Source organism: Dehalococcoidia bacterium (assembly GCA_035310145.1).
In the GTDB taxonomy this organism is placed as follows: domain Bacteria; phylum Chloroflexota; class Dehalococcoidia; order CAUJGQ01; family CAUJGQ01; genus CALFMN01.
This window is the reverse complement of record DATGEL010000048.1, coordinates 1-14605: the sequence shown is the minus strand read 5'-3', so window position 1 is coordinate 14605 and position 14605 is coordinate 1. Positions and strand designations below refer to the sequence as shown.

The 14605-nt window shown below is 67.2% G+C and carries 10 protein-coding genes; 4 read left to right on the top strand and 6 right to left on the bottom strand.

Annotated features, from left to right (window positions below; translation table 11 throughout):
• Positions 1 to 29 precede the first annotated feature (29 nt).
• From VKV26_09930 to hemW, 3 genes are all read right to left on the bottom strand, one after another.
• Positions 30 to 1460: a CoA-binding protein gene (locus VKV26_09930; GenBank protein HLZ70210.1), complete on the bottom strand. Its 1431-nt coding sequence runs from the start codon at positions 1458 to 1460 to the stop codon at positions 30 to 32.
• Between the two features lie 62 nt (positions 1461 to 1522).
• Positions 1523 to 2218 (bottom strand): acetate--CoA ligase family protein, encoded by a 696-nt coding sequence (locus VKV26_09925; GenBank protein ID HLZ70209.1) that lies wholly within the window; start codon positions 2216 to 2218, stop codon positions 1523 to 1525.
• 184 nt (positions 2219 to 2402) lie between these two features.
• Positions 2403 to 3641: a radical SAM family heme chaperone HemW gene (gene hemW / locus VKV26_09920; GenBank protein HLZ70208.1), complete on the bottom strand. Its 1239-nt coding sequence runs from the start codon at positions 3639 to 3641 to the stop codon at positions 2403 to 2405.
• Between the two features lie 85 nt (positions 3642 to 3726).
• Here hemW and aspS point away from each other — a divergent pair, with 85 nt between their 5' ends.
• From aspS to VKV26_09900, 4 genes are all read left to right on the top strand, one after another.
• Positions 3727 to 5517, top strand: coding sequence for an aspartate--tRNA ligase (gene aspS / locus VKV26_09915; protein HLZ70207.1), 1791 nt, complete (start codon positions 3727 to 3729; stop codon positions 5515 to 5517).
• A gap of 71 nt (positions 5518 to 5588) precedes the next feature.
• On the top strand, positions 5589 to 7298 hold the full coding sequence (locus tag VKV26_09910) for a peptide ABC transporter substrate-binding protein (protein ID HLZ70206.1): 1710 nt from the start codon (positions 5589 to 5591) through the stop codon (positions 7296 to 7298).
• A 78-nt stretch (positions 7299 to 7376) separates the two neighbouring features.
• Entirely contained in the window at positions 7377 to 8321 is a 945-nt protein-coding gene (locus tag VKV26_09905; protein ID HLZ70205.1) for an ABC transporter permease, read from the top strand.
• A 23-nt stretch (positions 8322 to 8344) separates the two neighbouring features.
• Positions 8345 to 9340 (top strand): ABC transporter permease, encoded by a 996-nt coding sequence (locus tag VKV26_09900; GenBank protein HLZ70204.1) that lies wholly within the window; start codon positions 8345 to 8347, stop codon positions 9338 to 9340.
• A gap of 25 nt (positions 9341 to 9365) precedes the next feature.
• On the opposite strand, the gene VKV26_09895 is transcribed toward VKV26_09900, so the two are convergent.
• The 3 genes from VKV26_09895 to uvrA form a co-directional block, all read right to left on the bottom strand.
• Positions 9366 to 10574 carry a methyltransferase domain-containing protein gene (locus VKV26_09895; protein ID HLZ70203.1) on the bottom strand — a complete coding sequence of 403 codons (1209 nt, stop codon included), beginning with the start codon at positions 10572 to 10574 and terminating at the stop codon, positions 9366 to 9368.
• A gap of 89 nt (positions 10575 to 10663) precedes the next feature.
• Positions 10664 to 11686 (bottom strand): phosphotransferase family protein, encoded by a 1023-nt coding sequence (locus tag VKV26_09890; GenBank protein HLZ70202.1) that lies wholly within the window; start codon positions 11684 to 11686, stop codon positions 10664 to 10666.
• A gap of 38 nt (positions 11687 to 11724) precedes the next feature.
• Positions 11725 to 14605 (bottom strand): excinuclease ABC subunit UvrA (gene uvrA / locus VKV26_09885; GenBank protein ID HLZ70201.1); only part of this gene is annotated, 2881 nt, incomplete at its 5' end.

The following is a 14605-nucleotide window of genomic DNA, read 5'->3' as shown; positions in this document are numbered from 1 at the left end:
CGGAGCCGAACCCGGCGCGTCCTTCTATGCTAGCCGATCGCGGCGCGCGTGCGGTGATATTCCGCACAGAGGCTCATGGCGCGCGCGGCGCGCTCGAAGCTGGGCAACACCGGCAGGCCGGCCTGCTGGAAGCGCGGCCGCTGCTGCGCCACCTCCAGCTCCGAGTGGCCGGGGTGCATGATCGTGACATACGGTTTGGCCGAGCGCTCCTTGTGCGCCGCCAGCCGGTCGATGAATTCGTCGAGCTGCTCCGGGTGGTTGGCCCAGCGCCGCGACATGAACGTGGCCGAGATCTCCATGGCGATCGCGTCGATGTTTGGCTCGGCGTCGAGGATGCGAAAGAGACGGTCGAGGTTCTTCTGATCGCCGCCGATCGTGCCGGCCATATCGAACGGGTTGCGATAGCTGCCGCCGACGATGTTGAAGAAGCTCGCCAGCTCCGTGTACGACTTCTCCGTCAGCAGCGGCACCTCCATGCCCTCGCTCTCGAAGGCGTCGGTGAAGACGACGGACTGGCCGCCGGTCATCGCCATCAGGCCGACGCGAGTGCCGGCGCTCGGCTTCGCCCGCAGCAGCACCTGGCAGAGATCGGCCGTTTCATCCAGGCTGCGCGAGGGGATGGCATTGGCCTGCTTCACCAGCGCGTCCCACACCCGCTGCGACGATGCCAGCGAGCCGGTGTGCGACATCGTGGCGCGGCCGCCGGCGACGGTGCGTCCGCCCTTCCAGACGATCACCGGCTTCTTCGCCGCCGTCTCGCGCAGGACGCGCACGAAGCGGGGGCCGTCCTTCACGCCCTCGACGTACATCGCGATCGCCTCGGTCTCCGCGTCCTGCGCGAAGTATTCGAGGTAGTCCGAGGCGTCGAGCACGATCGAGTTGCCGATGCTGATCGCCTTGCTCATCAGCATGCCGTTCGCCGCGGCCAGCAGCGAGAAGTTCATGCCGTGCGTGCCGCTCTGCGAGATGAAGCCGATCTGCCCGGAGACGCCGGCCGGCTGCTCGGCGTTGAAGCGCACGCCGACTTTGGGATTGTAGATACCCATGCAGTTGGGACCGACGATCAGCAGATCGTTGTCGCGCGCGGTGCGCGTTAGCTCGTCCTGGAGGCGGATGCCCAGCTCTTCGCCGGTCTCGGCGAAGCCGCTGGTGAACATCTCGACGCCCCCGACCTGCTTCTTGATGCAGTCGGCGATCACGCGCGGCGAGACCTGGCGCGGCACGGCGCAGACGACCAGGTCGACCGGCTCGGGAATGTCCAGCAGGCTGGTGTAGTTCTTGACGCCCAGCGCCTCGATGCCGGGGATCTCCTTGGGATCGACCTGCACCGAGTAGAGCTTGCCGGTGAACGGCTTCATGTTGTTGAGCCACATGTAGCCGCCGCCGGCCCGCTTGTCGCCGACCACGGCCATAACCTTCGGATTGAGCACGCGTTCGAGCCGCGCGACGACGTTCTTCATGAATTCGAACCTTGCAGAGCGCTGAAGGAAGGACGGGCCGCGATCCCCGCCACCGGCCGGCGCTACGCCGCACCGAGCACGATGCGCGCATCAACGGCCAGGACGCCGTCGGCATAGGCGAAGACGGGGTTCAGGTCCAGCTCTTCGATCTCGGGGTGCTGCTCGACGAAGCCGGAGACCCGCGCAATCAGGTGCTGGAGCGCGGGCAGGTCCGCCGCCTGCTGGCCGCGCACGCCTTCCAGCACGGGAAAGCCCTTGATTTCGTGGATCATCTGGCCGGCGTCGCGCTCGCTCACGGGCACGATGCGGAAGGAGACGTCCTTGAGCACTTCGACCAGGATGCCGCCCAGGCCGAACATCAGCACCGGCCCGAACTGCGGGTCCCTGGTCATGCCGACGATCACTTCCGTGCCCGGCTTCGCCATCGTCTGCACGGCCACGCCCTGCACGCGTGCGTGCGGCTGCGCCGCCTTCACCGCGGCCATGATCCGCTCGTAGGCGGCGCCCACGGCGCCCGCGTCGGGCAGGTTCAGCGCCACGCCGCCGACGTCGCTCTTGTGGGCGATCTCCGGCGAGACGACCTTGAGCACCACGGGAAAGCCGATCTGCTGCGCCGCGCTCACAGCCTCTTCGCGGCTGGTGGCGAGCCGGGCGCGGGTAGTGCTGATCCCGGCCGCTTCCAGCAGTTGCTTGGACTCGACTTCGTTGAGCAGCGTGCGGCCCTCGCCGCGCGCCGCGTCGATGATCGCGTTGGTCATGCTTCGCTCCGCCGTCCAGGTCGTACAGGTCGTATCGGTCGCATAGGAGGTGCAATTGCGCTTGCTTCGCGGCGGTGGCAGCCGGGCTGAGTCACCCCGCCGCGGGCGTGGCTATGGTAGGTTCGCGTCGAAAGCAGTGTCAACGAAGAGCACAGGGCGTAGGGCAAAGGCCGTAGGGTCGGCTTCAGCCGCCCGGCAATCCCGGCGCCTCAAGCTCCGAGGGCAAGAGCCGCAGGAACACTTCATTGGAGAGCAGCCGGCCGCGTGGTGTCAGGCGCAGGCGGCCACCGGCGTGTTCCAGCAGCCCCCATCCTTCCAGTTCCTCCAGCGCCGGGCCGGCGAACGCTGCCAGTCGTATGCCGTGCCGCGCGGCGAAGGCGTCCAGGTCGAGTCCCTCGTTCAGGCGCAGTCCCAGGACCGCCGTGTCGGAGGCGTCGGTCAGCGGCTCGATCGCCGTCTCCTCCGTAATCTGCGGGAAAATCGTCTGCAGGTTGTCGCCCAGAACCGGCATGCCGCCAGGAGCCGTGCGTAGACGGGCGATGTAGCCGGCGGGCGGCCGGATCATGGCGAAGCGACGGCCGGCGAAGCAGGAGTGGGCGCCCGCGCCGAGGCCCAGGTACGGCTGGTTGCGCCAGTAGATCAGGTTGTGGGCGCAGGTGCGGCCCGGCCGGCTCCAGTTCGAGATCTCGTACTGGGCGTAGCCCGCGGCGGCCGTCTGCTCGGTCGTCGCTTCGTACATATCCGCCTGCAGGTCGGGGTCGGGCGCCGGCGCTGCGCCCTGCTCCACCTGCCAGGCGAGCTTCGTGCCCGGTTCGACCGTAAGGCCGTACAGGGAGAGGTGCTCGGGCGCAAGCGCCACGGCGCGGCGCAGATTTGCCTGCCAGCCTGCCAGCTCCTGGCCCTCCAGCCCGAAGATCAGGTCAAGATTGATGTTCTCGAAGCCTGAAGTGCGCGCGGCGCCGTACGCCGCCACCGCCTGCTCGGCACTGTGGATGCGGTCGAGCCGCTGCAGCTCGCCGTCGTCGAAGCTCTGCACGCCGAGGCTCAAGCGGTTCACGCCAAGTCCGCGCAGGCCGCGCAGATACGCCTGGTCCACCGTGCCCGGGTTCGCTTCCAGCGTGATTTCGGCGTCCGCGGCCAGCGCGAACGAGCCGTGGATCGCGGCGAAGATGCGCTCAAGCTGCGGCAGCGGCGTGAGGCTGGGCGTGCCGCCGCCGAAGAAGACCGTGACGACTTCGTAGCCGGCCGCAAGCTCGCGCCAGAGGGCAATGTCGCGCACGAGCGCCTCGGTGTACGCGGGAATCAGATGATCCAGCCCGGCGTACGAGTTGAAGTCGCAGTAAGCGCACTTGTGGTCGCAGAAAGGCAGGTGCAGGTAGAGGCCGAGCGGCCGCAAGGACGAGGCAGAAGCCGGATCGCGCATGGAGCCTTCCGTACGCCCATGCTAGCATTTTTGCAGCGTCGCGCCCCGGCTGCGGCCGGCATGCGCGGCGGCGCTGGAGGCGACGGTGCTCAAGACGCGCAGCGCGGGCGAGCTGCGCCCGCAGGACGACGGCGCCGAGGTCACGCTGGCCGGCTGGGTGCACAATCGCCGCGATCAGGGCGGGCTGATCTTCATCGACCTGCGCGACGCCGGCGGCATTGTGCAGGTGAAATTCGACCGTTCCACCCATCCCGAAGCGCACAGCGTTGCCGCCGAGGCGCGGCCGGAGTACGTGCTGCAGGTACAGGGCGCCGTGGCGCTGCGTGAGGCCCGCTGGGTCAATCCGAGGCTGGCCACCGGCGAGGTCGAGGTCGCGGTGAGCGCGGCGAAGATCCTCAACGTTTCGAAGACGCCGCCCTTCTACATCAACGAGGAGAGCGACGTCTCCGAGCTGCTGCGCCTGCAGTACCGCTACCTCGACCTGCGCCGGCCGCGCATGCATGAGAACATCGTCATGCGCCACCGCGCCGTGAAGCTGATCCGCGACTTCATGACCGAGCGCGGCTTCATCGAGATCGAGACGCCGATCCTCTTGAAGAGCACGCCGGAGGGCGCCCGCGACTATTTGGTGCCCAGCCGCGTGCATCCCGGCGACTTCTACGCGCTGCCGCAGTCGCCGCAGCAGCTCAAGCAGTTGCTGATGGTCGCCGGCATGGAGCGTTACTTCCAGATCGCCCGCTGCTTCCGCGACGAAGACCTGCGCGGCGACCGCCAGCCCGAGTTCACCCAGCTTGACCTCGAAGTGAGCTTCGTGGAAGAGGAAGATATCTTCGAGCTGATCGAGTCGCTCTTCCTGCGCCTCACGCGCGAGCTGACGCCGCGGCTGGCCGTGCCGGCGCCCTTCCCACGCCTCACCTACGCCGAGGCGATGCGTCGCTTCGGCTCCGATAAGCCAGACCTGCGCTACGGTCTTGAGCTGTTCGACGCCTCCGACCTGCTGCGCGGGAGCGAGTTCGGCGTCTTCCGATCCGCCATCGAGAGCGGCGGCCAGGTGCGCGGCATCGTGGCGCCGGGCTGCGCGGGCTACACGCGCCGGCAGACGGACGAGTTGATCGAGCTGGTGAAGACGCGCGGCGCCAAAGGGCTGGTGCCCATCGCCCTGCAGGGCGATGGGCACCTCGACTCTCTGACGATGGACGACGTGCGTTCGTCCGCCGCCCGCTATCTGCGCGTCGATGCAGTGCAGGCGCTGGCGCGGCGCGGCGGCGCGGGCCGCGGCGACCTGATCCTGCTCGCCGCCGACAAGCCGGCCACGGTTAACGCCGCGCTCGATCTGCTGCGGCGCACGCTGGCGAAGCAGCTTGGCCTCGAAGACGCGAACGTGCTGGCCGGCGCCTTCATCACCGAGTTTCCCATGTTCGAGTGGAACGAGGACGAAGGCCGCTGGGACGCCCTGCATCATCCCTTCACGGCGCCGCTGGACGAAGACCTGGCGCTGCTCGACTCGGACCCCGGCGCCGCGCGCAGCCGCGCCTACGACTTCGTCTGCAACGGCTGGGAGCTGGCCAGCGGCAGCATCCGCATCCACGACCGCGCCATGCAGCGGCGCGTCTTCGACTTGCTCAACATTTCGCCGGAGGCGCAACAAGAACGCTTCGGCCACATGCTGGAAGCGTTCGAGTACGGCGCGCCGCCGCACGGGGGCATCGCGCCCGGCATCGACCGCATGGTGGCGCTGCTGCAGGGCGAGACGGACATCCGCGAGGTGATCGCCTTCCCCAAGACGAAGAGCGCCGCCGATCCGATGACCGGCGCCCCATCGCCCGTCGAGGAGAAACAGCTGCGCGATCTGCATATCAAGGTCGATCTGGTATGATCGCCCCGCTTTGACGGTGCATGGCTGCCGTCGACCGGTCTGTTCTGGTGCGGTGGTGAGGAGGTTGCGGGATGAGCAATAAACTGCTCGCGGGACTGGCCGGCGCCGTTGGTGTGCTGGTGATCGGCATTATCGTGCTGGCCGTGGCGATCGTCGCCAGTTCGGGCGGCAGCTCGAGCGGCTCGAAGAACACGGCGAAGCTGAGCGCCGCTGGCAACAGCACTCCTGGCGCCAAGGGCAGCGCCAACACCAACACCAATAGCGGCAGGGCGCCGAGCAGTAACATCAAGGGCGGCGAGCTGCGTGTGCCCGGCGATGACCCGCTCACGCTCGACCCGGCGCTCGCCTTCGACACGACCTCGGCCGAGTACATCGTCGAGATCTTCGGCGGGCTGGTGCAGCTCGACAAGAACCTGAAAATCATCCCCGACATCGCCAAGGATCTGCCGACGGTCAGCCCGGACGGCAAGGCCTACACCTTCAAGCTGCGCGACGATGTGGTCTTCCAGAACAGCAACCGCAAGGTCACGGCGCAGGACTTCAAGTACTCGATGGAGCGCGCGGCGAGCCAGGACACTGGCTCATCAACGGCCGACCAGTACCTGGGCGACATCGTCGGCGCGAAGGACATGATCCGCGGCAAGGCCAGCTCGATCTCGGGCATCAAGGTGATCGACGACCAGACGCTGGAGATCGATATCGACGCGCCCAAGTCCTACTTCCTCTCGAAGATGACCTACCCCACGGCCTTCGTCGTGGATAAGACGCAGATCGACCAGGACAAGCGTAACTGGACACGCCATCCTAACGGCACGGGGCCGTTCAAGCTGAAAGAGTGGAAGATCGGCGAGAGCCTGACGCTCGTTCCGAACGACCGTTACCACCTCGGCGCGCCGCCGCTCGGCCAGATTACGTTCGATATCGCCGGCGGCTCAGCGCTGACGCAGTACGAGAACGGCGAGATCGATATCTCCGGCGTCGGCATCAACGACATTGAGCGCATCCGTGACAAGAACGAGCCGCTCAACAAGGAGTACGTCTCCAAGCCGGGACTCTCGACCTTCTACATCGGCTTCAACACCAAGCAGGCGCCGTTCGACGATCCGAAGGTGCGTCGCGCCTTCGGCGAGGCGATCGACAAACAGCAGCTTGTCGACGTGATTCTCAAGGATGTGGTGCCGGCGGCGAACGGCATCTTACCGCCGGGCATGCCCGGCTACAACAAAGACGTGAAGGGCATCCCCTTCGATGCCAACGACGCCAAGCAGTTGCTGCAGCAGTCGAAGTACGCGGGCAAGCTGCCGCCGATCACCTTCACGACCTCGGGACAGGGCGCCAACGTCGGCCCGGTAGACGAGGCGATCCTGCAGATGTGGAAGGACAACCTCGGGGTCACGGTCGAGGTGCAGCAGGTGGAGACGGCGACCTTCTTCAGCGACGTGAAGAAGGGCGCCTACCAGTTCTGGGACGCGGGCTGGGCCGCCGACTATCCCGACCCCGAGAACTTCCTGGACCTCAATTTCTACAGTCAGAGCAACGGCAATGACGCCAAGTACAGCAACCCACAGGTCGATACCCTGCTGGGGCAGGCGCGCACCGAGCAGGACGCGACCAAGCGCTACCAGGACTACCAGCAGGCCGAGCAGATGATCCTCGACGACGCCCCCTGGATCCCGCTCTTCTATGAGCAGGACAACCTGCTGGTGAAGCCCTATGTGAAGGGCTTCGACATCGTGGGCATGATCATCCCGATCTACCGCTACGTCTCGATCCAGAAGTAACGCGATCGCCGGGCGCCGGCCGGCCACCTGCGGTCGGGCCGGCGCCGCGCTCGCGCGGCTGCGCGTCGCGAGGCTGCCGTGACCGGTGTCTTCCCCTTTATCGTGCGTCGCCTGCTGGCCGCGATTCCGGTGATCTTCCTCGTCACGGTCGCGACGTTCTATCTCGGCCGCTACGCCCCCGGCGACCCTATCACCGCGCGTACGCAGGGCAAGGCCTCGCCAGAGACCGTCGCGCGGCTGAAGCACCAGCTACACCTGGACGACAACGTGGCGGTGCAGTATGTGCGCTACATGGGCGAGGTACTGCGCGGCGACTTCGGCACCAGCCAGCGCCACGTAAATCAGAGCGTCTCCAGCATCATCTTCCCCAAGATGTGGATCTCGCTGCAGGAGAACCTCTATCCGTTCTTTCTCACCTTTCTCATCGGAATGCCGATCGGCATCTATCTCGCCTTACGCCGTGGTCATTGGCAAGATCCGGCGGTCACGACGGTACTGCTGGTGCTGACCGCGATTCCGGTCGTGATTCTAATTCCGACGCTCCAGGTGCTGTTCGCGGCGAAGTGGAAGCTGCTGCCCGTCTCCGGCTGGCATGGTATCTTCAGCCGAAATATTGTTCTGCCGACCGTGGTCCTGACGGTGCCCGGGTTGGCAGGTATCGCTCGACTGATGCGCATCAGCATGGTACAGGTGATGGATGACGACTTTGTGCGAACCGCGAGGGCGAAGGGTCTGCAGGACCGAATCGTCATCATGCGCCACATCGTCAGGAACGCATTGCTGCCGATGACAACAGCGATCGTGGGTTCGCTGTTCTTTCTGTTCGCTGGCTCGTTCTTCGTCGAGACGCTGTTCGGCATTCCGGGAATTGGTGCAGAGTCGATCGCGACGATTGGCGCACGCGACTATGACGAGATCATGGCGATCACGATCGTGAGCACCGTCGCGTTCGTAATCGCGAACATGGCGGTGGACATCGCCTACACCTTCATTGATCCAAGAATTCGTCTGATTACCCAGTAGCGCTGCACGAACACGGATAGAGCATGACCGCCAATACCGCCGCACTGCTGCCCACCGCAGCGGATACGTACGCACTGGAACGACCGCCCGTTCCAGCGTGGCGGGCGTTCGCTCGCAGCCTGTTGAAGCGCAAGCTGGCCTGTGCTGCACTCTGTTACATCGTCCTCTTCTACGGCACCGCGATCTTCGCGCCGGCGATCGCCCCGTACAGCTACGAGGGCAGCAGCCACGATCTGCGCAAAGAGAACGTGTTGCAAGGCCCGAGCTGGAAGCATCTCTTCGGCACCGATCGGCTTGGCCGCGACCTGTTCAGCCGCGTCGTCTACGCCACGCGCACGACGATGTTGATCACGGTGGCCACGGCAATTACCGGTGGCCTATTTCTGGGTGTTGGCCTGGGGTTGCTCGCCGGCTACCGGCGCGGCATCGTGGATTCGTTGATCAACCGCCTGGGTGAAGCGCTGGGCAGCATTCCCGCATTGTTATTACTGCTGCTCCTCGCGGCGACGGTCCGGCCGCGCATCGACGCCTGGATACGGCACGCCTACGGCTGGCCGCTGATCGGGAGCCCATTGCGTACGGGTATCGCCGACATTACCTTCGTCTTCTTCGCCCTGACGCTGATCGGCTGGGTAGACGATGAGCGGTTGATCCGCTCACAGGTGCTCGCTGTCCGTCAGCAGGAGTACGTGCTGGCGGCGCGGTCGATGGGCGCCTCAACCGCCCGCATTCTCTGGCACCATATCTTCCCCAACATTCGCTTTCTCGTGGTGCTCGGCATCACCACCAGCATCGGCGCCATCGCCCTCTCGGAGATCTCGTTGACCTTCTTCGGCCTCGGCGTGCGCGCACCCACGCCGAGCTTCGGCGACATGATCTACGACGGATCGGGGCCGAGACAGGTGCTGGCGCACCCGCATCTGCTGTTTGTGCCGGGTACGATCGCGATTCTCTTCTTCATCTCGTTCGCGCTGTTCGGCGACGCGCTGAACGACATCCTCAACCCGCGCACGCGCTGAGCGGCGTGCAGGCGGGGCCGCAGACTCAGGCGACGGTGACCCACTGGTCGAAGAATCGGCGCTCCACCTGCCAGCCCGCCGGACGTGGGCCGTGCTCACGCTGTGCGCGGGGCGTGAACTCCAGCCGGTAGTCGTCCAATCCAGGTGAGCCGGCGGCCTGCCACTCGGCGTGCAGCGCGAGCAATTGCTGATACAGGGCGTCGTCGCCGTCCAGCACAACCCGCCCGCCCTGCGTGTCCACGAATACGTCGCCCAGGGCATCGTCGTGCAGGCCGTAGCCGGTCGTGCAGGGGCCGACCGCGTTGAACGGCCGTGCATCGCGCAGCGCGAGAAAGTACCAGAAACCGCGTGATGAGCTGGAGGCGGCATTGCTGCGCTCATCGGGCAGCGGCACCACCCCGGCCAGCGCCGGCAGCATACGGCCCTGTGCGGAGGCGTCCCCCGCCGCCGGCGGACGGAACCGTCCGAAGTGTGACATGCCGTCGATGGCAAGGGCGCCCTGCATCAGCATGAAGCCGGAGAAGCCGATCACGCGGCCGAGCAGCCGTTCACCGTCGCGCCAGACGCGCGTCAGCGGACAGAAACCGCCGTGCGTTAACGGCAGCAGCATGAAGCCCGCGGGCCGCAGCTGCTCGACCCAGCGCGGCGAAAGGTCCGGGCATCCGACCGTGGCAACCACGCGATCGAAGGGCGCGGCCTCCGGCGCGCCTGCGAAGCCGTCTTGCGCCAGCACCGTCGCAGCGCCCGGGCGCCAGCCAGCGAGCAGCCGCCGTGCCTGCTCCGCCACGTCCGGCTGAACGTCGATGGAGGTCACGCGGCCGCCTTCTCCCACAAGCTCTGCCAGCAGGGCCGCGTTGTAGCCGGTGCCCGCGCCGATCTCCAGCACACGCATGCCTGGCGCGACCTGCAGCTCCTCCAGCATGTAGGCCATCAGGGCCGGCTCCGAGGTCGCGCTGGTTGGCCGGCCGTCGGTCAGGCGCGTGGGCAGCGCCGCGGAGGAGTAGATGCGGTCCAGTTGCTCCGCCTCGGGGTTCGCCGGATCCACGCGCACGGCCGTCCAGTCCGTGTTTGCGTCGGGAATGATGTTTTCGCCCTGGGACTCGCGCATGTAAAAGGTCTCAATAAACCGATGCCGCGGCACGTTTCGGAACGCCGCTTCCACCGCCGGCGTGCGGATGGCGCCGGCCTGCTTCAGTGCGCCGGCCAGCCGCTCGATCCACGGTCCCGTGTCCATCCTCGCCCTCAATTCTGAACCGGGTCAGCCCGCCTGCGCCGGCAGCGCCGGCCGTCGTGACCGTCACCGTGCCGGGCCGTGAATCGGGCTCAGCTCTGCTCTTCGATCAGCGCCAGCAGCTCGATCTCCGTCTCGGCGGTGCGGCGGCCGATGCTGGCCAGCTCGATGCTCGCCGTCTGGCCGTCCAGAAAGGGGCGCGTCATCAGCAGGGTGAACACGCCCCAGCGCAGGTTGCCGTACACCTCCCACCAGCGCACCGCCTCCCGGCCCACGGCGCGGCCGGCGGCCTCGGCGTAGGCGTCGTAGAACGGCTCGCGCGGGCCGATGCCGCCCACGGGCAGCGCGTCCACGCCGAAGCGCCAGGAGCGCACGCAGATCCAGCCCAGATCTTCCAGCGGGTCGCCCACGTGCGCCAGCTCCCAGTCGAACACGGCGCGCAGGCCCTCCTCGCCCACCAGCACGTTGCCGTTGCGGAAGTCCCCGTGCACGAAGCTGATCTCCGGCGCGGCCGGCGCGTTGAGGCGCAGCCAGCGGATCGCCAGTTCGAAGGCCGGGTGCGGCTCGATCGCCGCCTCGCGGAAGGTCTGCTCTATCGCGTCCAGCTCGAACAGCGCTGGCGACGCGCCGGCGGGCGGACGGCGTAAGAAGGCCAGCTCCGGCACGTCCCACTCGACCCGGTGAATCGCCGCCAGGGTTCGACCGAGTTGCCGCGGCAGAGCTTCGCGCGCCCCGGCCAACGACGCCTCCTTGACGATGCGTCGTCCGATCGATTCGCCCTGCAGCCGTTGCATGACATAGAACGGCTGGCTGAGCGCGTGCTCGCCCACGTACAGGGCTTCGGGCACGGGCACGCCCGCCGCCCGCGCCGCCCGCAGCAGGCGGAACTCTTCCGCGGCGCCGAAGGCGCGCGACTCGCTGGGCCGGTAGCTCATCAGCACGAGCTGCTGTGCCTGCTCGCGCCCGTCGGAGAAGCGCAGCGCCGCGTCCAGCCGCCAGGTCTCGCGCACGGCGCCGCCGGTCATCAGCCGCACGTCGGCGAGCGTCACCTCGGCGGCGCCGGTCTGCTCGCGCAGGAAGGCCGGCAGATGCGCCAGCAGCTCGTCTGCCTGCATTGATCTCACCGCGGGGAGTCAGCGCCTGGGCATTGCCCTCAGTCGGCGCCCGCCGCGCCGGCCGGCACGCCGCGCTCCTCGGCGACCTTGCGCAGCCGCGCGGGGCGAGTATATCCGTTGCTGTGGCCGTTGGTAGAGCCGTTTGTCCCGTTGCGGCCGGCGTGCACCGCCGCCAGCAGCGGACGCAGGTAATCGCCGGTGAGGCTGCCGGGCACCTCGGCCACCTCCTCCGGCGTACCGGTGGCGATGATACGGCCGCCGCGGTCGCCGCCCAGCGGCCCCATGTCGATGATGTAGTCCGCGGCCTTGATCACGTCGAGATTGTGCTCGATCACCAGCACCGTGTTGCCGCCGTCCGCCAGCCGCTGCAGGACCTCCAGCAGGTGGCGCACGTCCTCGAAGGAGAGGCCCGTGGTCGGCTCATCGAGGATGTAGAAGGTGCGGCCCGTAGACCGGCGCGAGAGCTCCGTGCTGAGCTTGACGCGCTGCGCCTCGCCGCCGGAGAGCTGCGTCGCCGGCTGGCCCAGGCGGATGTAGCCCAGCCCCACCGAGGCCAGCGTCTCCAGCTTGACGCGGATGCGCGGCTGGGCGGAGAAGAAGGCCAGCGCCTCGTCCACGGTCATGTTGAGCACGTCGGCGATCGTCTTGCCCTTGAAATGGATTTCCAGCGCCTCGCGGTTGTAGCGGCTGCCCTTGCAGACTTCGCAGGGCACGGTCACGTCGGGCAGGAACTGCATCTCGATCTCGATGTAGCCCTCCCCCTTGCAGGCCTCGCAGCGGCCGCCCTTGACGTTGAAGCTGAAGCGCCCCGCCGTGTAGCCGCGCATGCGCGCTTCCGGCATCGTCGAAAACAGCTCGCGGATCGGCGTGAACAGGCCGGTGTAGGTCGCCGGGTTCGAGCGCGGCGTGCGGCCGATCGGCGTCTGGTCGATGTCGACGACCTTGTCGATCTGCTGCAAGCCTTCGATCGGGCCCGACTCGCCCGCCCGCTCGCGGGCGCCGTTCAGCACCTGCGCGATCTTCTTGTAGAGGATCTCCTCCACCAGCGTGCTCTTGCCCGAGCCGGAGACGCCCGTCACGCAGACGAACTTGCCCAGCGGGATCGAGACGTCCACGTGTTTGAGGTTGTTTTCCCGCGCGTCGCGGATCGTAATCGCCTTGCCGTTGCCGGGACGGCGCACCGCGGGCATCGGGATCTGCTTACGGCCGCTCAAATAGTCGCCGGTGAGCGAGGCGGCGTTCGCCATGATCTCGTCGATGTCGCCCGTGGCGACGACGTAGCCGCCGTTCTCGCCCGCGCCCGGCCCCATGTCGATGATGTGGTCGGCGGCGCGCATCATCGCCTCGTCGTGCTCAACCACCAGCACCGTGTTGCCCAGGTCGCGCAACCGTTCCAGCGTGGCGATCAGGCGCGAGCTGTCGGCGGGGTGCAGGCCGATCGAGGGTTCGTCGCAGACGTAGAGCACGCCCATCAGGCTGGAGCCGATCTGCGTCGCCAGGCGGATGCGCTGCGCCTCGCCGCCGGAGAGTGAGCCCGTGGCGCGGTCCAGTGCCAGGTAGTCGAGGCCGACGTCGACCAAAAACGTCAGCCGGGCGCGGATCTCCTTGAAGATCTGGTAGCCGATCAACTGGTCGCGCTCGGAGAGCGGCGTGCCCGGCCCGGCCAGCCGCTCGGCCCAGGCCAGCGCCTCGACGATGCCCAGCGCCGTCACGTCGACGATGTTCATCGCTTCGATCGTGACACCGAGCGTTTCCGGTTTCAGTCGCTTGCCCTTGCACACGGGGCAGGGCGTGGCCGCCATATAGCGCTCGATCTCGGCGCGCGACCACTCGGAGTCCGTCTCGCGGTAGCGGCGGTCTAAATTCGGGATCACGCCCTCGAACTGCGTCTCGTAGGTGTGGGTGCGGCCGTACTGATTGGTGTACTTCACGGCCACGGGCTTGCCGCCGTTGCCGAAGAGGATCAGCCTGATCTGGTCTTCATTCAGATCCTTGACCGGCGTGTTGACGGAGAAGCCGCCGCTCTGCGCCACGGCTTCCAGGATCTTGCCGTACCACGGGCTGATCGTGCCGGAGCGCGCCCAGGGCTGCACCGCGCCCTCGCTGATCGACAGCTCGCGGTTGGGAATCACCAGCGCCGGGTCCAGCTCCATCTTCACGCCCAGGCCGGTGCAGGCCGGGCAGGCGCCATGCGGGCTGTTGAAGCTGAAGTTGCGCGGCGCGATCTCGCCCATGCTGAAGCCGTCGTAGGGGCAGGCGAAGTTCTCGGAGAAGATGCGCTCGCTCTCGCCCTCGATTGCGACCAGGACCATGCCGCCGCCGAGCTTCAGCGCCGTCTCCACCGAGTCGGCCAGCCGCGACGATTCTTCAGGCAGCCGCTCGGCCGGGTCTTCGGTGACGATGCGGTCGACCACGACCTCGATCGAGTGCTTCTTCTGCTTGTTGAGCGCGATCCCTTCGGAGGCGTCGCGCACCACGCCGTCCACGCGCACCCGCACAAAGCCGGCCTGCTGCGCGTCTTCGAAAACGTGCTGGTGCTCGCCCTTGCGGTCGCGGATCACGGGCGCGAGGATCATCAGCCGCTTGCCCGGCTCGATCGAAAGGATTGCGTCCACGATCTGCTGCACGGTCTGGCGCTCGATCACGCGGCCGCAGTTGGGGCAGTGCGGCACGCCGATGCGGGCGAAGAGCAGGCGCAGATAGTCGTAGATCTCGGTGACCGTGCCGACCGTACTCCGGGGGTTGCGGCTGGTGCCCTTCTGGTCGATCGAGATCGCCGGCGAGAGTCCTTCTATGTAGTCGACGTCCGGCTTCTCCATCTGGCCCAAAAACTGGCGGGCGTAGGCGGAGAGCGACTCGACGTAGCGGCGCTGGCCCTCGGCGTAGACAGTATCAAAGGCCAGGGAGCTCTTGCCGGAG